20 protein-coding genes are annotated in these 18,367 nt (G+C 38.0%); 11 read left to right on the forward strand and 9 right to left on the reverse strand.

Translation table 11 applies throughout. The annotated features are described in order from the left end of the window. Window positions 1-11: 11 nt before the first annotated feature. Window positions 12-620, reverse strand: coding sequence for a tetratricopeptide repeat protein (locus MSBRM_RS07275; protein ID WP_230669094.1), 609 nt, complete (start codon window positions 618-620; stop codon window positions 12-14). A gap of 367 nt (window positions 621-987) precedes the next feature. Between MSBRM_RS07275 and MSBRM_RS21135 the strand changes: the two genes are divergently transcribed. Then, window positions 988-1,116: a CatA-like O-acetyltransferase gene (locus MSBRM_RS21135; protein WP_080943686.1), complete on the forward strand. Its 129-nt coding sequence runs from the start codon at window positions 988-990 to the stop codon at window positions 1,114-1,116. A gap of 460 nt (window positions 1,117-1,576) precedes the next feature. Here MSBRM_RS21135 and MSBRM_RS07280 read toward each other — a convergent pair whose 3' ends face one another. Beyond that, entirely contained in the window at window positions 1,577-1,786 is a 210-nt protein-coding gene (locus MSBRM_RS07280; RefSeq protein ID WP_048155196.1) for a hypothetical protein, read from the reverse strand. 432 nt (window positions 1,787-2,218) lie between these two features. Here MSBRM_RS07280 and MSBRM_RS21140 point away from each other — a divergent pair, with 432 nt between their 5' ends. Together MSBRM_RS21140 and MSBRM_RS21145 are read left to right on the forward strand one after the other, a co-directional pair. Next, window positions 2,219-2,401 carry a hypothetical protein gene (locus MSBRM_RS21140; protein ID WP_230669096.1) on the forward strand — a complete coding sequence of 61 codons (183 nt, stop codon included), beginning with the start codon at window positions 2,219-2,221 and terminating at the stop codon, window positions 2,399-2,401. Then, complete coding sequence (locus MSBRM_RS21145) at window positions 2,364-2,534, forward strand: CatA-like O-acetyltransferase (protein WP_230669158.1); 171 nt, start codon at window positions 2,364-2,366, stop codon at window positions 2,532-2,534. Before MSBRM_RS21140 ends, MSBRM_RS21145 begins: the two co-directional genes overlap by 38 nt. A gap of 185 nt (window positions 2,535-2,719) precedes the next feature. Here MSBRM_RS21145 and MSBRM_RS07290 read toward each other — a convergent pair whose 3' ends face one another. Then, window positions 2,720-3,850, reverse strand: a complete 1,131-nt coding sequence (locus MSBRM_RS07290; RefSeq protein ID WP_048155199.1) for a right-handed parallel beta-helix repeat-containing protein — start codon at window positions 3,848-3,850, stop codon at window positions 2,720-2,722. A 20-nt stretch (window positions 3,851-3,870) separates the two neighbouring features. Between MSBRM_RS07290 and MSBRM_RS20185 the strand changes: the two genes are divergently transcribed. Beyond that, complete coding sequence (locus MSBRM_RS20185) at window positions 3,871-4,140, forward strand: CatA-like O-acetyltransferase (protein WP_230669098.1); 270 nt, start codon at window positions 3,871-3,873, stop codon at window positions 4,138-4,140. A 327-nt stretch (window positions 4,141-4,467) separates the two neighbouring features. Here the strand turns inward: MSBRM_RS20185 and MSBRM_RS07300 are convergent, their stop codons facing one another. After that, window positions 4,468-6,021, reverse strand: coding sequence for a hypothetical protein (locus tag MSBRM_RS07300; RefSeq protein WP_048155205.1), 1,554 nt, complete (start codon window positions 6,019-6,021; stop codon window positions 4,468-4,470). A 1-nt stretch (window position 6,022) separates the two neighbouring features. After that, window positions 6,023-6,331 (reverse strand): nucleotidyltransferase domain-containing protein, encoded by a 309-nt coding sequence (locus MSBRM_RS07305; protein ID WP_048155208.1) that lies wholly within the window; start codon window positions 6,329-6,331, stop codon window positions 6,023-6,025. A gap of 287 nt (window positions 6,332-6,618) precedes the next feature. Here MSBRM_RS07305 and MSBRM_RS07310 point away from each other — a divergent pair, with 287 nt between their 5' ends. Further along, complete coding sequence (locus MSBRM_RS07310; RefSeq protein WP_048155209.1) at window positions 6,619-6,855, forward strand: hypothetical protein; 237 nt, start codon at window positions 6,619-6,621, stop codon at window positions 6,853-6,855. 321 nt (window positions 6,856-7,176) lie between these two features. On the opposite strand, the gene MSBRM_RS19325 is transcribed toward MSBRM_RS07310, so the two are convergent. Continuing rightward, window positions 7,177-7,485 carry a hypothetical protein gene (locus MSBRM_RS19325; protein WP_069575282.1) on the reverse strand — a complete coding sequence of 103 codons (309 nt, stop codon included), beginning with the start codon at window positions 7,483-7,485 and terminating at the stop codon, window positions 7,177-7,179. 182 nt (window positions 7,486-7,667) lie between these two features. Here MSBRM_RS19325 and rsgA point away from each other — a divergent pair, with 182 nt between their 5' ends. The 3 genes from rsgA to MSBRM_RS07330 all read left to right on the forward strand — a co-directional run bounded on the left by rsgA (window position 7,668) and on the right by MSBRM_RS07330 (window position 10,755). Beyond that, window positions 7,668-8,777, forward strand: coding sequence for a ribosome small subunit-dependent GTPase A (gene rsgA, locus MSBRM_RS07320; protein ID WP_048155212.1), 1,110 nt, complete (start codon window positions 7,668-7,670; stop codon window positions 8,775-8,777). Between the two features lie 269 nt (window positions 8,778-9,046). Then, window positions 9,047-10,156 carry a DUF362 domain-containing protein gene (locus MSBRM_RS07325; RefSeq protein ID WP_048155216.1) on the forward strand — a complete coding sequence of 370 codons (1,110 nt, stop codon included), beginning with the start codon at window positions 9,047-9,049 and terminating at the stop codon, window positions 10,154-10,156. 413 nt (window positions 10,157-10,569) lie between these two features. Then, on the forward strand, window positions 10,570-10,755 hold the full coding sequence (locus MSBRM_RS07330; protein ID WP_011307667.1) for a hypothetical protein: 186 nt from the start codon (window positions 10,570-10,572) through the stop codon (window positions 10,753-10,755). 277 nt (window positions 10,756-11,032) lie between these two features. On the opposite strand, the gene MSBRM_RS07335 is transcribed toward MSBRM_RS07330, so the two are convergent. Further along, window positions 11,033-11,326, reverse strand: a complete 294-nt coding sequence (locus MSBRM_RS07335; protein ID WP_048155217.1) for a sensor histidine kinase — start codon at window positions 11,324-11,326, stop codon at window positions 11,033-11,035. 401 nt (window positions 11,327-11,727) lie between these two features. Here MSBRM_RS07335 and MSBRM_RS07340 point away from each other — a divergent pair, with 401 nt between their 5' ends. The 3 genes from MSBRM_RS07340 (at window position 11,728) to amrS (ending at window position 17,192) form a co-directional block, all read left to right on the forward strand. After that, on the forward strand, window positions 11,728-13,002 hold the full coding sequence (locus tag MSBRM_RS07340; protein ID WP_048118352.1) for a methyltransferase: 1,275 nt from the start codon (window positions 11,728-11,730) through the stop codon (window positions 13,000-13,002). 425 nt (window positions 13,003-13,427) lie between these two features. Continuing rightward, window positions 13,428-15,896: a PAS domain-containing sensor histidine kinase gene (locus MSBRM_RS18775; RefSeq protein WP_052712740.1), complete on the forward strand. Its 2,469-nt coding sequence runs from the start codon at window positions 13,428-13,430 to the stop codon at window positions 15,894-15,896. Between the two features lie 243 nt (window positions 15,897-16,139). After that, window positions 16,140-17,192, forward strand: a complete 1,053-nt coding sequence (gene amrS, locus MSBRM_RS07350) for an AmmeMemoRadiSam system radical SAM enzyme (RefSeq protein WP_329957112.1) — start codon at window positions 16,140-16,142, stop codon at window positions 17,190-17,192. 165 nt (window positions 17,193-17,357) lie between these two features. Here the strand turns inward: amrS and MSBRM_RS07355 are convergent, their stop codons facing one another. Both MSBRM_RS07355 and MSBRM_RS07360 read right to left on the reverse strand, forming a co-directional pair. Further along, window positions 17,358-17,879, reverse strand: coding sequence for a Nudix hydrolase (locus MSBRM_RS07355; protein WP_048118344.1), 522 nt, complete (start codon window positions 17,877-17,879; stop codon window positions 17,358-17,360). Between the two features lie 155 nt (window positions 17,880-18,034). After that, window positions 18,035-18,340: a twin-arginine translocase TatA/TatE family subunit gene (locus MSBRM_RS07360; RefSeq protein WP_048118341.1), complete on the reverse strand. Its 306-nt coding sequence runs from the start codon at window positions 18,338-18,340 to the stop codon at window positions 18,035-18,037. Window positions 18,341-18,367: the final 27 nt, after the last annotated feature.

The raw sequence follows: 18,367 nt of genomic DNA on the forward strand, positions 1-18,367 counted from the left end.
AAATTCTTAATTCAATTGAAGTCGCTGTCTGGAGAGTCAGTTAAAGTTCCTTTTTTATAAATAACTTCCAGAAGCCTCAATTTTTTTTCTCTGATTAGAACATCAGTCGGATCGATATCAAGCGCGTTGTCATAACACTTCATGGCTTCTCCATATCTTCCAAGGCTTTCCAGAGCTAAACCTTTCTGATACAACGAGAATACATCGTCAGGATTTACTTTCAGAACCTCATCATAAGACTCGATCGACTTTTCATATTCACTCAGGTTGTTAAAGGCAAAACCTTTGAGGCACCTGATCCCCAGATTTTCAGGGTCGATTTCAAGAGCCCTGTCATAGCAGTCAAGAGCTTCCTTTGATTTTCCCATCCTGTCCAGAGCGAAACCTTTCTGGATCCAGGCATCGAGAAATAAAGGGTCCAGAGTTAAGGCTTTATCATACAGCCTGAGTTTGTCTTCGTAACTGCCAGCCTCGCCAGCTTTGACAAGGAGCTGCTTGAGATCCTCTGGTTCTTCGGTTTTTTCTGCCGCTTGCAACTCCTTTTGCTTTGCTTTACTCATATTTTCACTCACATTTTCTTCTGTCATATCGGAATCCTCGCTTTTCCAGTGAAAGCTCATTCCGGACTCCTTCCGGGTTTTTGCCACACCTGGCCGTTTTTACATTTCACGCATGGAACCAGAGCTAAAACTGGTATTTTGCATTTTTTGTTTTCAATAAGATATACTTTTTCTGATTCGAATTTTCCCTAATATAAAAAAACTGTTTTGTAACTGAAGGAGTAAAATCGATTCTTAAGCTCAGGATAGAAGGAATAGATTCTATTTTTAAACTCAAAACAGGATAGGAAAATAAAGAATAATAGAAAGAGCTTAAAAAAGGCAAAAGAACTTAAAAAAAGGCAAAGGAACTTAAAAAAGGATAAAAAAACTTAAAAAAGGGTAAAACTCCAAAAAACAAACAAAATAACTCCAAAAAGCCCAACCCATATTTGATTGGGGAAAATATCAGGAAAAAGAAGGCAAATTTATGATGCCATTTGCAGTCCAGATTCATCACGCATTTGTTGATGGTATTCATATTGGCAAATTTGCGGATAATGAATTTCACTCCTGAAAGCTTTAAAAGTTCTTAAATACACACATACTCAAGAACATTAGCAAGCAAAAAGGAAAAACTGGATTTTGTTAAACCTGAGTATGAAATTGAAAGAATTGATTCCTATGATATAAGGCAAAAGATTCTCAATATTTCTTACGTTGGCTGGAAGAAGTTAGGATTTTCTAAAGGTACTTTAACATTACATAAGCAGAACACGCAAGCTGATAAGCCGTTTACTCTTAACAGCCATGTTCTGGAAAGGGGAATAAATGGGAGGCTCTGGTTTCAGGTCAAAAGTAAACTAGGCACTTTATAAGCAAATGTTTACAAAGAACAAGCAGATAGACCAGCTTAATGAAGTTACACAGAAACAGGCTGTTCATATCCAGAGCCTAATACAGGAAAACAGTAAATTGAATACGAAACTTTTTCCTGAGATTACCGAAAAACTCTGTTGGAAGCTGTTTTTCAATATTTAGCTAAAGAAAAGCCATTTAATTTCTATATATACGTTGACAAGCATAAGAAGGACCAGAACTATCAAATGCCAGCCTCGATAGTGTTTCATGTCTGGCTTAAGTTCCTTATCCCAGTCATCTTCATTTATTTCTATATATTTTCCTCCTTCGTTTTTTATTGTTTCAATTCTTATTTTGCTGAAAGTTGTTTTGCAATATGATTCCAAAAAGCCATATCCTGCTTTTGTTTGCAAAATAAAGTAATTTAATAGCAGATATTTTTGACATATTCCACTGATCTCACTATTACACTGGATATATAAATATCAATGGAATATAATTTTTTCGAAAATGAACTAGCTGACATTGATAATATATTTTTCTGATGTATGTATTATACATTGAAATTAATTTTTTTAAAACCTTAGGGTAGATCAGCAGAAAAAACTGATTGTTTTTATTTGCATTCAAGCCGAATGATCAGGGAATTGGAATTATAGGCTAAACGCCACATAAACCTTATTTTCTTTTAACTTATTCTAATTTTAATTTAATTTGTCTTTGATAGATGTGATGCAATTTGAAAAAGATGAAGGGGTAATCTCAATTATCCCGGTATTTGGACAAAAACAGAATTATTTAAGGTAGTAAATGTTTCCATGCAGGATAAGATTGAGAAGTTTGTACAACTGGCAACCGTAACGGCAGAAAATCAAAAAGGACATTTTAAAGGACCTGTAGAAAACGATGTATATCAATTCTCTGCCTTTCCGTGGATAACGTTTACGCATATTTCGCACACGGATTTCGGAAACAGGGAAAAAGCGCAACCCATATTTTGATTGGGGAAAATATCAGGAAAGAGAAGGTAAATTTATTATGCCGTTTGCAGTCCAGGTTCATCACGCATTTGTTGATGGTATTCATATCGGCAAACTTGCGAAGAAGCTGCAGAGATATCTGGATGAAATGTAGATTAATCAGTAGTTCACTAATTTTTACTTTTTTAGCCCACTTTCCACAGTATTTCCCAGATATTCACTATTTCTTCCGTTATCAATTTTAATCTTAACGTCAATTTATTAGCTTTCTGTAAAAGAGTTCAAAATGGCTAGATGGTGTGTTCAGATACCAAAATAGATTGCATTATCTTTTTTTACTTAAATCCCAAAGACATCTTTTAAGTTTCCGCTGAACGTGTTTCCTTCACTTGTAACATTGAATTTGCCAGGCACAGTAACAGCGATTGCATACCCTGCGTACGCGTCCCTATTAAAGGGAGCCACAGTATTCTTTATTTCATTGCCTGTAAGACGCACAACATACCCGGATCCTGCAGAAGTAGTTATGTAGGTTCCTATTCGGATACCGTTACAGTTACCATCCAGGACATTTTCCTGAATGTCTACCTCTGTCCACCCATCCAGACATATTCCGGCGACGGCTGAAAGTCTATCAGCAGTTTCTTTGTTTGCAATTACAGGCATTTGCCCACAGTTTGTTATGGTATTCCCTTTAATTGTAAGCCCGGTTGCTGCATCTAAAGCAGGTGCAGTATGACCAGCCGCCCAGATCCCTGGACCCTGGCACCCGTCAATAATGTTGTTGAGTATCCGGACATTCGATGTAGATTCGTTTGCCCTGGAGTTTTCAACCTGAATGCCTGGACCTGTACGAGGTTTGTACTTCACAGTGCTCTTTATTGTGTTATCTCGGAAAATTACATTCCTGGAACCTTTAGAGCGCAGGCCTGAATTGATCCTTGTATAGATCTCATTTCCTGAAGCTTCTACGCCAACACACCTTTCACAATAGAAACCATCATGTCCGACGCCGTATATTTTGTTTCCAGTGAAGGTTACATCTTTTGAGTCTAAAATCCTAACACCATCACCCTTTGAATTCTGAATTTTCACGTTCCGGATTTTGACTTTTGAAGCTCTGTTTCCTCCAAATAGATTATGGTAACCTTTCCCATGAAGCACATTCTGCTTATCAGCCAGCCCATCAAACGTGAACCCTTCAAACAGATAATTTTCGCCAGAGAAACTGAAGACTGGTACCTGTGGCTTCCAGAGGCACGTCGAAGCATATGGTATTAGCTGGATGATTGCTTTTTCATCTCCGGTTATGGTCGTACCAGGATGTAGCTGAATAGGAGTTTTGGCCGTAAATGTTGTCTTCGTTCCTGTTGTTTTGAGCTCTATTTCTTCGTATCTACGGCCATCGCCGACTTTATCAAAACTACTCTGAAGAAATGTTCCTGGTGTTAGAGTTAGTACATTTGTCATATATTATGCAGGTTCCCCGGATGTTGAAAAAGAAAACTGAATTCTTATTGAGGTGTTTTAATTTTAAGACTTTTATATTTGCTGTTACAAAGACACTTTCTCACACGTATTTTGAAAATAGGGAAAAAGCGCAACCCATATTTGATTGGGGAAAATATCATGAAAGAGAAGGCAAATTTATGATGCCATTTGCAGTTCAGGTTCATCATGCATTTGTTGATGGTATTCATATTGGCAAACTTGCAGATAAGCTGCAGAAATATCTAGATGAAGTGCAGATTAATCAGTAGTTCATTAATTATTATTTTTTAAAGTTATGTCTTCAGAATATATAGGTTTTGTAGTAAAACATATCCATTTTTTAGTTTTACTCTCCTAAAAACCTTAAAAGTTCTTGAATACGAATATATTCAAGAACCCAAGGCAAGCAAAAAGAGATAAGTCCTTCACCCTTAATAGCCATGTTTTAGAGAGAGTTAAGGCTTGGAAAAAGTAGTTATTGGATGTAGATATATTTAATTTCTAAATTGAGGTGAGTTAAGGCATAGAGGAATTAGTTTAATATGCTGAGGATTAAAGGGCTTCAAATTTTAAGGTAAAGGTTTTATTTTAAGTTTTTACTTAAGGTGTGAAGATCGGATATATTCTGAGAGGTCTATCATTATTGACAGTAAAGTTACAACTTTTTGCCTATCACCAATACTAGACATGTGTTCAGAGTAAACACTATTACTTTTCAACTGTCCGTAGTAGTCGTCTTTTTCTCGAATTGTCCCATCAATATAGGTATTATGATCTTTAATGAAATATTTCCATCCTTCAAAGCCAGTATATTTCCGTTTATAAGTAGGATTATTATGTGCGTTTATAACAACAATTACTCCAAAGTTTCCATCTGTCAATTGTTCAATTATTTCAGTTATTGGCTCATAGGATTCCCCATTAAATCGCCATAATATTTTAACTTCAATAGGAATATCATATCCTTCTCGTCTAACTGCTAGTAGATCTGTGGTTCTTCCAGAACTCAAAAATGCTTCTTTTTCAATATACTCGACATCATCACTTTTATTGGAGGAAAGTGCCACTCTTAACAAATCTCTGAAATAATTTTCATTGTAATTCTCGTCCCTTATTTTTTGTTGAATGTCTTTTACTTGTTTAAAAGATTGAATGGCTTTATCTATAACAAGCAGTGTTTCAGAATTGTGTTTAAGTTTATTATAAGGTGTATAAACAATTGGATTAGGTTTAATAAGTTCAAAATATTGAGAATTCCTGAGCTTATCAAGCAAGGCTAATAAAGCATATCTTGGCTTTCTAGTGTGATTTGCACCAGAAATCCAATTAGATTCTACAAAAAAATCATTTGGAATTTTTGATTTTGTCTGGAGCAAAATATCTTTATCTAAACCAAATAAGAAAAAAGTACACCATGTAAATGAATATTGATCCCATTTATTAACTTCAATCATGTCTTTTAATACTTTTTTTATACTTGAATATATATCATTATATTCTGGATCAGAATATTTCTTTTGCAAGCATCGAATAAGATTCAATGAATTAGCACGAATTTCATTTGATCGTTTGAAATATTTTAGTTTTCCATTATTTTTTTCATAAAGTAATTTTAGAAAAGATTTAATCTCATCTAAATGAGTTGTATCTAGTATCTTGTCAGTATTCAATATTAATCGGATACATTCAAGATAAGAGAAAGCAGCTAATGGAACACTAGCTTTTTCCTTTCTTGAATAATTAAAGAAATTTGGGAATTTTTTTGCAAAATATTCTCCATCAGAATTTTCAAGCAAATACTCATTTAAATTTATTATATTAAATTTATGCAATAAGTTCTTCATGCGTATTGTTTGCCAACAATCTAACCACCAATTATTCTCATTATTATAAAATCGGGAGTCGAATTTTAAAAATCTACTATAATAATCATTCCTACATGGAAGTTGACATAAATCAAATAGGGATTGAATTCTACTGTCAGATATTATCTCGACGTTTGAGGAGGAATTTTCACGTATATAATTCAATACTTCAATACTGTCTAAAACCAAAGTTTTTCGGTTTTGCCACATATCGTGATCTCTTTCTAAATCATAGTCCAAAAAGCGTAGCCAATCACTAACCACGGATGAATCATTTAATTGCATATTAATTAGCACCTTTTAGTATTTGCTTGTGAAATCTCAAATCATTTAGTAATTTATCATTAAATTGTGTAGGAGTATATATAAAAATATCAAAATTATAGGGGATATCGACAAGCATCTTTTTCACGTACTTTTTGTTCTCAAAGTATGAATACTCTTCAAAAGACTTATCTACACATACAATATCTATATCTGAATTTTCATAGTTCCAACTATCACTTAAAAATGAGCCAATTATAAAGAAATTTGATACTTTATTTTTGAAGCTTTTTCTAATTAGATTTACTATATCTGATTTTGCTTGACTCATACTTTACATCTACATCGATTTTATTGAAAAAATGTCGTTCATACATAAACATATACTGCTATATTTCGAACACTTACCAAATATTTAAAAAACTAAATGAAATATTATTTTGAATTTACTACTTTACTATAAAAGTAGTTTGAAAAGAGAAAGAAGATTTGAAATGAATTCAGTTATTTAACAGAGGAATTTTTCAGCCGGAACGAGAAGGAATTTTCAGGCACAATTGAACTTTTACAGGATAAAATATCAAAATATTTATCCATTTAATCGGATACTTCCATCTTATGAACAACCATAACGAAGCAGAAAGTTCAGGTCATAATTCAGTTCACTATGACGCCGATAAAATTCCAGGATGGAACGAAGATCTTGAACTGGCTTTTTCTGCCTACAAAGGCCCCTACACTCCCGGAAGAGTTGCATTAAGGCATAAAACGGTCTGCGAGGTACTTGTCTCTGGGGCTGTCGTACAGGCGGGAATCTCAAGTGCACTTCTGAAATTGGAAAGCAGCCGGTTGTAGGGGATTTTGTCGTTTTGCTTGACCAGCCTGAACTGAGCTCACGCATAGGTGTGAATGTTCTTCCCAGGAAGAGGCGGTTGAAGACGGGATTATTCCAGAAGAACGGCTTACCAGCTATCACAGATTAACTGAAGAGCTCATATTCCAGTCAAAAAAGCAGAAATTGGGCTGAAACGACTTGAAAAGGAAAAATTCAAGAAAAGATAGGCTCTTAAGATCTTCTGCTGAATACTTTCTTACATATGTATTTGTATAAAATCATCTAACATTTGAATAAGCGGATCAAATGCTCTTATATCTCCACTCTGATTGAATCACGTACTATTTCCTCTCTTTTTCCCCATATAAAGCTCCAAAAATCATTCCAAAGGCAGGTCCGAGAGCAATCCCCATGGTTAGATTGTCCATCATAAGGCCAAGTATCAAACCGAATGACATGCCAATGGAAAGTCCAATCGCCATTGCGTCTTCTTTTTCATTTTCGCTCTCATTTTCTTTCTCTTTAGCACAGCTTCCAATGTATTTGTCAGCCTTATCGAGCCTTTTCCCTAAAAGTGAGGATATAAGTAAAACGGCTATAACAATGACAATAAAAATTACAATTATTCGTAAAGATGCAGAATCGATCATTGCTTTGAATTTGTTACTTTACTATAAAAAGAATTTGAAAATAGAAAGAGGATTTAATATGGAGTCAGTTCTCCGACAGGGAACTTTTTCAGCCGGAATGAGAAGGAATTTTCAGGCACAATTGGATTTTTACAGGACAAAATCTCAAAATATTTATCCATTTAATCGGATACTTCCATCTTATGAGCAATCATAACGAAGCAGAAAATTCAGGTCATAATTCCATCCACTGGGACGCCAATAAAATTCCAGGCTGGAACAAAGATCTTGAACTGGCATTTTCTGCCTACAAAGGCCCCTACACTCCCGGAAGAGTTGCATCAAGGCATAAAACGGTTTGCGAGGTCCTTGTCTCTGGGGCTGTCGTACAGGCTGGAATCTCAGGCGCACTTCTGAAAATTGGGAAGCAGCCGGTCGTAGGGGATTTTGTCGTTTTGCTTGACCAGCCTGAACTGGGCTCACGCATGGTTGTGAATATTCTGCCCAGGAGGACCTGCCTTTCAAGAGGGGCAGCAGGAGATGGTGGCGGAGAGCAGGTAATTGCTGCAAATCTTGATACCATTTTTATCGTGACTTCAGTTGGTAAGGATCTCAACCTTCGAAGGCTTGAGAGATATCTTGCCATTGTGTATTCTTCCGGGGCAAGCCCTGTGATTTTACTTAACAAAATCGACCTTGAAGATAACCCAACCCGGCTGGTAGAAAAAATCCAGTCCATTGCAGGTAACGTGCCAGTTATTCCATTAAGCGCTCTTTCAAAAACCGGACTTGACGAACTTATCCCTTACCTCAACCCTGGGGAAACAATTGCATTAATCGGTTCCTCAGGTGTTGGAAAATCCACGCTTATCAACGCTTTTCTTGGCGAAACCATCCAGAAAACCGGAGATATCCGGAAAGACGATGAAAAAGGCAGGCATACAACCACAGTCCGCCAGCTCTTCCTGCTTCCAAATGGGGCGGTTCTTATAGACAACCCCGGAATCAGGGAAATCCAGCTCGGAGACTCTGCAGACGGGCTTGAAAAAGCTTTTTCCGAGATTGTTGACGCAGCCCGCAATTGCAAGTTTAAAGACTGCACTCACCGCGACGAGCCGGGCTGTGCTGTCCTGAAGGCGGTTGAGGACGGGCTTATTCCTGAAGAACGGCTTGCCAGCTATCACAGATTAAACGAAGAACTCATATTCCAGTCAAAAAAAGCAGAAATTGGGCTGAAACGGCTTGAAAAGGATAAATGCAAGAAAATAGCAGTGGATATTAAAAAATATAAGAAATTTACAGGCAAGTTGTGAAAATGCGTATTTTTAGGTAGAAGTTCTCAGGAATTTATCAGTCTCTTGAATTTATCAGCCCCTTAGCAGTATATTGTATTATATTTTGCTGCATCGGCATGCTAAGTGAATTTAATCGACTGAAGCTAATCGACTGAAGCTAATCGACTGAAGCAGCGTTTTTAGTTTTCTCTCTTTCTCTCCAAACAGCGCAATGCCTAAAAATAAACAACACTTTTTTAACTTCATAGTTTTATAAAAACATTAATTCAGATTTAGGAGGCACTTATATGGCAAGTAAAGTTTATTTTTCAGATCTCAGAGCGAGAAATCCAGAGGAGAGTACGATCAGCAAGATCCAGAAGCTTTTTGACAAAGCAGGTTTTGCTGAATTCCTTAGAGAAGGTGATCTGACTGCAATTAAAATTCATTTTGGAGAGTACGGAAGTGACGGATATATAAATCCGGTCTTTGTGCGGCAGGTCGTAGAAAAAATCCGGGCAGCCGGAGCAAAACCGTTTGTTACGGACACAAATACTCTTTACTCAGGCAGCCGGCATAATTCAGTTGACCACCTGACGACTGCGATTGAACATGGTTTTGATTATTCTGTGGTCAGGGCTCCGCTTATCATATCAGACGGTTTGAAGAGCCAGAACGCTGCAGATATAGAGATCGGGAAGAAGCATTTCAAATCCGTAAAAATAGGGTCGGATATTGCTGCTGCGGATTCCATGATTGTGATGTCACATTTTAAAGGGCACATTATGGCGGGCTTCGGAGGAGCTATCAAGAACCTTGCTATGGGCTGTGCTCCGGCATCCGGCAAGAAGGAACAGCATTTTCCGACAAGCCCGCATGTGGTTAAAGAAAAGTGCATAGGCTGCCAGAAATGTATTAAAATCTGTCCTGTAGGAGCCCCTTATCTTCTGGGAGAAGTCTCAATGATCGATCCCAATATCTGTATAAGCTGTGGACAGTGCATGGAAGTTTGCCCTGCCGGAGCTATAACTATAGACTGGGAACATGATATTCCGAACTTCCTGGAATGTCTTACTGAGTACGCTTATGGGGCAGTAAAAGGAAAAGAAGGAAAAGTAGGTTACATAAATTTCCTGCTTAAAATTACACCTGACTGCGACTGCGTACCCTGGAGTGATGCTCCTATCGTACCGGATATAGGAATTCTTGCCTCAAAAGATCCTGTTGCCCTTGACCAGGCAAGTTACGACCTTGTAAATAGGCAGAAAGGGCTCATCAACTCCTCCCTTCAATGTAACCACGAAGCCGGAGCCGATAAGTTCAAAGGGGCGTGGCCAATGATCGATGGAACCCACCAGCTCAAGTATGGAGAAGAAATCGGGTTTGGAAGCCGTGAGTATGAATTTGTTGATATTTGAGTTTATTTAAAGATGGACTGAGAGATTTGAGTTATTTTAAGACCGGTTGAAATTCAACCTCATTTAAGGAATGAACTCTCATGGTTCTCCACTTCAAATATTGAGAGAAATCAATTCTCAACAACTTTTTCTTTTTATTTGTTCATTAAATAAAAAGTCCTGAATATAAATTTAGTTGGAAAGATTAACTAAGGTCAATTCTCAGGTCAATTCTCAGGTCAATTCTCAGGTCAATTCTCAGGTCAATTCTTAATCAATTTACAGGTCAATTTTCAGGTCAATTTTTAAATCAATCCGCAAATCAACTTTAGTTGCTTTAATCGCAAATCTATTTTTTAAAAAGCTAAATATAGCAGATGCCACCACTTAATATATGAGTTAATCTTACCCAACTTTACTGGAGATGAATTAGAGTGACCATCTGGGAATATGATGTTAAAGAGATAAGGTTCAGTGAGTGGTCAAAAGCAAAAGAAGATCTTAACAGCCTCGGGACTGAAGGCTGGGAGCTCATCAAGTTTGCGGACGAGATCGACGAAAACGGTATGATAGCAGCTGTTTTTAAAAGGCCGGTCGATTATGTTGACGCATCCTTCTAAAGTTCTTTTTTAAATTTATCGTTTTTTGCCTTTTTTTGTGTGAAAAGTTCAGTTTAGAGAATCGGCCTGGTTAAGTTGAAAATCCCTGTCTCTTACATTCATTTACATTCATTTTTTTGCTTTTTGAACATGATCCGGAACTCAGTTCCAGTGTATCTTTTAAGTTCAATACAACCTTCAATCTGTTCTACGAGAATATTTACAAGTTGAAGCCCAAGAGAATCGGTATTTCTGAAGCCGAAATTTTTGGGAATGCCTACTCCGTTATCGGCAACTATCAGAAGAGAAAATAAACTGAAAGCCTCCTTCGTTTTTGCAGACTCCTGGCTTCATTTTCTCTATTGCTATACTCTGATGCAAAGAGACTTATGTGAATTTCTTCATCTTCTCTTTCTCCATCTTCTTTTTCTCCATTTTCTCTTTCTCCATCTTTTCCTTCTCCATTTTCTCTTTCTCCATCTTCTCCTTCTCCATTTTCTCCTTCTCCCTTCTCTCCTGCAGGAAAAGCATACTTCAGGGCATTTGAAACAAGTTCGTTTACTACGATTTCCATAGGAGCAGCTGTATCCATTCCCAGGCAGACCTGCTCAAGTCCTAACTCTACCTGATCCTAACTCTAACTAATCCTGACTCTACCTGATCCTAACTCTAACTGATCCAAATTATCATAAAAATGTTTAAGAAGAAAAAGAAAGTTTCTATGCAAGTTGCCGTATGTACCAGTTCGTTATAATAATATTTTTCAATTGTTTCAATCTTAACCTTGAATTTTATCTTCATAGAGTAGTACCTTTAGTTAACAATGTTTACTGATATTAATATAAAGCAAATTTCATATCTTATTAATTATTACAATATTTCAGTAGATTAATATTTACAGTGGGTAAATATATGAGAATATTAAATTTTTAAAATTGATCTGTGAATTGATCTGTGAAAAGTATGGAAGAATTAATAAAAAGGAGATAGGGCATGGAAAGTAATATTGATGATAAAGCGGAACCTGATACTGAAGTTAATGCACAGGCTACAGATAATAACAGATTAAAAAATGAACTCGACGCCAGTGTAAAGCTTAAAAATGAAGATGAAGCTGGAAATATTCTGGATTTAATGCAAAAGCCTGAGATCGATTTCGATCACTTTTTCAAGTTTATAGATTCTTCTATTCAGGGTTTAAAAGAGTACAAACTAATTGTTTCGGCTCTTGAGCTCGGAGTGTTTGAAGCACTTAAATCTCCTTTGTCAGCAGGGGAACTGGCTGAAAAGCTTGGCTGTGATCCTCTGCTCATGCCTCATTTCTGTGAAGCTCTCCATGGTCTCGGGTTCCTTGACAGGTTTGAGGAAGGAATAAACAAGGAAGAAGAAAAGGCGCAGATTATAAAAATAGATGCAATCGCCAGTCAAAACAATAGAAAACCTGAAACCGAATCTGAGAACCATGATAATGGAACAAAGAATGGCGATGCAGTGTACCTTGTCTCTGAACTCAGTGCAACTTATCTCCTAAAAAGTTCTCCGTTTTCTCAGCAACATTACCTTGCCGAAAGGCTCAGAAATGTCGAACGCTGGGCTCGCCTCCCTCAGATTATAAAACAGGGGCCCGATGTTGTCGATAAAGGGCCTTTTTTCGGGGAAGTTGTTCACTGTATGGCTGAAAATGCACGCTGTGGTCTGCTCCAAGAAACTGTACAGGTTGTCATGGAAAATGTTGACTTTACAAATGTCAAAAGGCTGCTTGACATAGGAGGAGGACACGGGCTTTATGCAATCGCTTTTTCAAAGCTAAATGAAGACCTTCAGGCTTTTGTATTCGACCTTCCACCTGTTACTGGAGAAACAAGATATTTCATAGAGAAATATGGAGCTTCAAGAGTAGAGACAATTCCGGGAGATTTTTTTAAAGATGAACTCGGAAGTGGCTATGACCTTATTTTTTCTTCCTTTAATCCCGGAGGAAAAGTGCCTTCTCTAATCCCCAAGCTTTCTAAAGCCTTAAATACTGGAGGCATTTTCGTAACCAGGCAGATGCCTGATGAAAAAATGAAATCAAGTCCACTTATCAGCCTTGACTGGAACCTCTGGACTTTTGAAGGTGTGAAAAAAGGAGGATCAGGTTACAGTTTCGAAAACAGCGTCCCCTTTAATGAGTATATAGAGATGCTTGGTAATTACGGGCTTGAAGTTTTCCGTACTTTTGACATGACGGATGGCTCAAGGATTGTGTTTGCACGGAAAACAACCTGAACCTTGCAGGAGGATTGCCTTTTCCTCAGTTCCTTTTTTTCAGTTATTTATTCTCAGTTCCTTTTTTTCAGTTACTTATTCTCAGTTGTTTTTTTATTAATTGCGCTATTCTGATTATTATTATTCGAGATAGTCATTATTAACAATAGCATAATCAATTAATCATTATTACCCATCAAATTTATTACTTTCAAATTTCAAAAATTACTTTTTCCTTTCTTTCCTGAAGAGATAACTATTAATTATCATGAAATATAACCTAACTTATTGGCTAACGGTAAATTGAATTTAGAAAACGTCAAAAACTTTTTTTAACTTTATATGTATTTATTTAACCGTGTATCCTGTCCATTTGAAACATAGAGCTTATCTGTTAATTTGAGTGCCAAAAAACTTGATTTTCGAGAACCTCTTGGGGAAAGAAGATGAAAGACTATAAGGAAGAACCAGAATGTCATGAAGAAACGACAGCACTGGTAAATAAAGATAAAAAGACAACTGAGCTAAAAGCCAATGATGTGGCTTGTAGTCAGGTTAAAGTATCTGATGAAAAAAGCAAGGTCTCAGATCTTATTTTTCGGGGTGGTCCTCGTATTATAAAAGATATGCTCGACACTATGGTTAATCCAGTCTCATACAAAGATAAAAATGGAGTTTTTCTTCTAGTAAATGAGGCGCATGCAAGGACAATCATTGGTCTCCCAAAAGAAGAGGTTATAGGGAGAACACTCCTCGAACTTGCCAGGAAATTTTCAGATATTCCCAGAAAATATATTGTAGAAAAGAGGGATCTCCTGGAAGGTTGTAACGAATGGATCCAGATAGAAACTGAAATCCTGAATCATGGTGGGACGAGAACCATAGAACAGGAACTTATAGTTGCGGACGGAACAACAAAGACTTTTATTTTAAATAAATCAGCCTTATGCGACGAAAAAGGGGAGACTATAGGAATTGTTACTGTAATGCAGGATATAACCAAACTCAGGAAGACGGAAAAAATCCTGAAAGAGAGTCTCAGTTCTAAAAATGAACTGAGTGAACAAATTAAGAAAAACGAGGAAATGTACAAGACAATTCTTGAAAAAACAGGGCAGATGGTATACAATTGCGACATCGTGGCTGATAAGGTCGACTGGCTTGGCTCGGTTGAAGAAGTTACGGGATATACCCCTGAAGAATTAAAAAGTGCAGGTGTGAACTTATGGATGAATTACGTTCACCCTGAGGACAGGTATAAGCTCTGGATAAACAATGAAACCCATATGAAAAATGGAAGAAACTGCCGTCTGGAATACCGGTTCCAAAAAAAGAATGGCAACTATGCTTGTCTTGAGGAAAACGTAACCGATATACTGGACTCAAGCGGAGGTATAAGCAGGGTCATCGGAGTTGTAAAAGATATAACAGAACAGAAGTTTGCAAGCCAAAGCCTGCAAGAAAGTGAGGAAAGATACCGTACTGCAGCCGAACAGACAGGGCAGTTAGTATTTGATTTCAGGATTGAGACACATGAGGTTGAATGGGCAGGAGCTATCCGGGAAGTAACAGGATATTCTCCGGATGAATTCAAAAATCTTGATGAATCATTGTGGATAGAGCATATTCATCCCAAAGACAGGACTGAGACGATTAAAAATCTGGAGAACTTCTTCAGGAAAAAAGCGAGAATTCAGGCCGAATTCAAGTTCAGGAAAAAAGATGGAAAATATATCTACGTTGAAATCCGGGGCGTCTGGCTAAAAGATGAAAAGGGAAAAGTTTACAGGGCCATTGGTGTGATGAAAGACATTACAGAATGGAAATGCACACTGGAAAAAATTGAAGCGAGTGAAATGAAATACCGTTCTCTCATACAGAATTTCCAGGGGATTGCCTTCCAGACAGACAGGAATTTCATTCCCATATTCATGCACGGAGCTGTTAAAGAGATCACAGGGCATACTGAAGAAGAACTTATGTCCAGAGCTAAGTGGAAAGAGATAATTCTTCCTGAGGATCTGCCTTTACTCCTCAAAGAAGAGGAACGGATTCGTGATTCAACTTGTAATAAATATGCCAAAGTTGATTTTCGCATAACACACAGGGACGGAAAAATCCGATGGCTACACGAAATTTACCAGAAAGTCTTGGGAAAAGATGGGAATCCGAAATTATACCAGGGCACAATTTATGATATAACCGAAAGGAAGGAAACCGAAGAATTTCTTGCGAACATTAAAATTGCCCGCCAGAGAGAAATACATCACCGTATCAAGAATAATCTCCAGGTAATCTCTTCCCTGCTAGACCTCCAGGCTGAAAAGTTCAACAACATGGAATGCGTTACGAATTCGGAGGTACTTGAGGCCTTCAGGGAAAGCCAGGACAGGGTAATCTCTATTGCCTTAATTCACGAGGAATTGCATGAAGGCGAGGGAACTGAGAAGCTTAACTTTTCTCCGTACCTTCAGAAACTCATTGGAAACCTTTTCCAGACTTACAGGCTTGGAGATGCAGCTATCAGCCTCAAAACGGAGCTGGAGGAGAATATTTTCTTTGACATGGATATTGCTGTACCTTTAGGGCTAATTGTCAATGAACTGGTATCAAATTCCCTGAAGCATGCGTTTTCCAATGGGAAAAACGGAGAAATTCGGATCAGACTTTCCAGAAACGACAAGCTCGGACACCTCAGAGAAGAGATAGGTCCAGAAGGCGAAAGTACAGAATTTAACCTTACGGTCTCGGACAATGGGAAAGGTATCCCGGAAACTGTAAACCTCGAAAATCCTGAAACCCTTGGCTTGCAGCTGGTAAGCATCCTGGTTAATCAGCTGGAAGGCGAAATCGAATTGAATAGAGAAAACGGAACCGAGTTCAGCATGAGGTTCAAGGTGGAAAACAAATTATAATTGCTGCTTTTTCTGCAAAGGCAATGTTATCAAGGAATGAGATTGTTTCGGATTGCATTGTTTTAGATCGCTTTGTTTCAAATCGAATTGTTTCAGATCGTGTTGTTTTAAACCCTATTGTTCCAGATAGTATTACCAGGTTCAGAAACTTACACATGAGTTGACAACTTCTTCCTAAAAAACTGAAAAATCTGAAACAGCAACGTTATTATGCTGTAAAACAATTTCTAAATGGGGATTGCTGTGATAAAAGAAGCCATGCTCTACGAGAAAATCGGAGATAATAAAGTACACTGCAAGCTCTGTGCCCATAGTTGCAAAATTTCCCAGGGAAAAAGGGGCTTTTGCGGAGTTCGGGAAAACAGGGATGGAGAACTATATACTCTTATCTATGGAACGGTTTCAAGCGAGGCAGTTGATCCTGTCGAAAAAAAACCCCTTTATCACTTTTATCCAGGTTCTTATGTTTATTCTGTCGGGTCAATAGGGTGCAACTTCCGATGTAAGCACTGCCAAAACTGGTCGATTTCTCAGGTCTGCCTGGAAGATGCTTACACAATGGATATTCCACCTGATGAACTTGTTGAAAGGGCGCTCCTCTCACGTTCAAGCTCCATTGCCTGGACCTATAATGAGCCCACAATCTGGCATGAGTATACCTACGAGTGTGCAAAACTGGCAAAAGAGGCAGGGCTTGGAACAATCTATGTGACAAATGGGTATATGACGCCTGATGCCCTCAGACACATAGCGCCCTATCTGGATGCCGCGAATATCGATATCAAAGCATTCACTGAAAAATTCTATCACGATGTAGCCAGCGCAAAACTCGCCCCTGTGCTCGAGGCTTCTGCTCTTGCAAAACAACTTGGAATACATGTTGAGATTACAAACCTCATTATTCCAAGTGTAAACGATTCCCTTGATGAAATAAGGGAACTTTCAAAATGGGTATATAAAAATCTCGGACCTGAGACTCCCCTGCATTTTACCCGTTTCCATCCCCAGTACAAGATGCAGGACCTCTACCCGACACCTGTAAAAACCATGGAGGAAGCCTGTAAAATTGCAACTGAGGAAGGGATGAAGTATGTTTACATGGGCAATGTTCCTGGCAGTGACCGCAACAATACTTTCTGCCCGAACTGCGGAAAAATGTTGATCAAGCGTGGCTATTTCGATATTGAAAAGTATGAGATCACACCTGAGAAAACCTGCCCGAAATGTGGGGAACACATTCCCATAGTAGGTGAATATGCCGGTTCAAAACATCCACCGAGTGAATACGGATATTAAGCGGAGTACTCAGCAAACGACAGATAAGAATAAGCACCAGACAAGAATCGGAAAGAAACTCCAGGGCAAAACCGCAAATTTACCAGTTAGGTATTCTTTGCTGAACCAATCATGATTCTTTACTGAACCAATTATGTATTCTCACTGAGAGAGTTCCATTAGATCTCAAAAAATATATTTTTCGCACCCTTCGCGGAAAATTTTTATAATTCCTTCTCGCAGGGAAGGCGTATATTTCTCAGGTTCAGTTTTGACAGCCCTATGCAGTTCTTCAAGTTCAATCCATTCTACAGATACGGCTTCTTCCGGATCAGGCCGAATTAAGCTTGCATTTTTTTCCGAACAAAGGCCTGAAAATACCATATGAAAGGCTCCTTTGTTTTCGACGACGCAGGGAATTTTAAATAATTTTTGGAATGGAACCGAGATTCCTATTTCTTCAAGCATTTCCCGTGCCATGCAGGCTTCATAAGACTCATTTGCTACAGTACCGCTTACCGAGTATGTATAACGTCCCGGAAACCACCGTTTTTGAGGTGCTCTTTTCTGGATAAGCATTTTATTTTCAGGGTTGAGAAGGATAAGTTGGGCAGCCCTATGAATATGTTTTCCCGAATAAAACTCCTCTCGTTCACGCAGCCCGAGAAAGTTATCGTTGTTGTCGACTTCAGTGATTAGCTCTGCCACAAAAACACTCCTGTTAAGTTGTTTCACTACTCTTTATTCTGGCAGGACAAAAAATAAAAATTTCGGTTAAAATAAAAAAGAGAAACTTAATTAAAAAAGGTTAAACCTGGAATAATGCCATGAAAAGAAAAAAGAAATTCACTTTTCAGGATTTTTCAGGGTTCTGAGACCTCTTTTGGTTTTTCTGCGGCTTTCTGGATCTCCTCCAGAAGCTGATCATCGGTCTTTCCTCTTATGTCAATCCCGAGTTTCTGGGCAGTTTCCTGTACCTTGCTCTTTGGAGTTATGGGGTCTGTTATGGATTTTTCAAATTCCTTAAGGCTTAGTTCGGATTCCTTCTGAGCTTTCTTGAATTCGCCCACTGAACTTCCCATGGACCTTGCCAGTTCGGGAAGTTTAGAAGCCCCAAAAAGGAGTACAATTATTGCGAAAATCGGTATAAGTTCTTGTGGACCTATCATGGCTTAACCTCAAGCTTTTCGTTTTCT

The sequence above is a fragment of the Methanosarcina barkeri MS genome (assembly GCF_000970025.1).
Lineage (GTDB): Archaea > Halobacteriota > Methanosarcinia > Methanosarcinales > Methanosarcinaceae > Methanosarcina > Methanosarcina barkeri.

Bases quoted from the DNA above. Each gene is read 5' to 3' on its own strand.
- MSBRM_RS07360 (WP_048118341.1), bottom strand. From the start codon at position 18,340: ATGATAGGTCCACAAGAACTTATACCGATTTTCGCAATAATTGTACTC.
- MSBRM_RS07290 (WP_048155199.1), bottom strand. From the start codon at position 3,850: ATGACAAATGTACTAACTCTAACACCAGGAACATTTCTTCAGAGTAGT.
- MSBRM_RS07310 (WP_048155209.1), top strand. From the start codon at position 6,619: ATGAACAACCATAACGAAGCAGAAAGTTCAGGTCATAATTCAGTTCAC.
- MSBRM_RS20185 (WP_230669098.1), top strand. From the start codon at position 3,871: ATGTTGAAAAAGAAAACTGAATTCTTATTGAGGTGTTTTAATTTTAAG.
- MSBRM_RS07305 (WP_048155208.1), bottom strand. From the start codon at position 6,331: ATGAGTCAAGCAAAATCAGATATAGTAAATCTAATTAGAAAAAGCTTC.
- MSBRM_RS07340 (WP_048118352.1), top strand. From the start codon at position 11,728: ATGGAAAGTAATATTGATGATAAAGCGGAACCTGATACTGAAGTTAAT.
- MSBRM_RS21140 (WP_230669096.1), top strand. From the start codon at position 2,219: ATGCAGGATAAGATTGAGAAGTTTGTACAACTGGCAACCGTAACGGCA.
- MSBRM_RS07275 (WP_230669094.1), bottom strand. From the start codon at position 620: ATGAGCTTTCACTGGAAAAGCGAGGATTCCGATATGACAGAAGAAAAT.
- rsgA (WP_048155212.1), top strand. From the start codon at position 7,668: ATGAGCAATCATAACGAAGCAGAAAATTCAGGTCATAATTCCATCCAC.
- MSBRM_RS07335 (WP_048155217.1), bottom strand. From the start codon at position 11,326: ATGGATACAGCTGCTCCTATGGAAATCGTAGTAAACGAACTTGTTTCA.
- MSBRM_RS18775 (WP_052712740.1), top strand. From the start codon at position 13,428: ATGAAAGACTATAAGGAAGAACCAGAATGTCATGAAGAAACGACAGCA.
- MSBRM_RS07325 (WP_048155216.1), top strand. From the start codon at position 9,047: ATGGCAAGTAAAGTTTATTTTTCAGATCTCAGAGCGAGAAATCCAGAG.
- MSBRM_RS07300 (WP_048155205.1), bottom strand. From the start codon at position 6,021: ATGCAATTAAATGATTCATCCGTGGTTAGTGATTGGCTACGCTTTTTG.
- MSBRM_RS19325 (WP_069575282.1), bottom strand. From the start codon at position 7,485: ATGATCGATTCTGCATCTTTACGAATAATTGTAATTTTTATTGTCATT.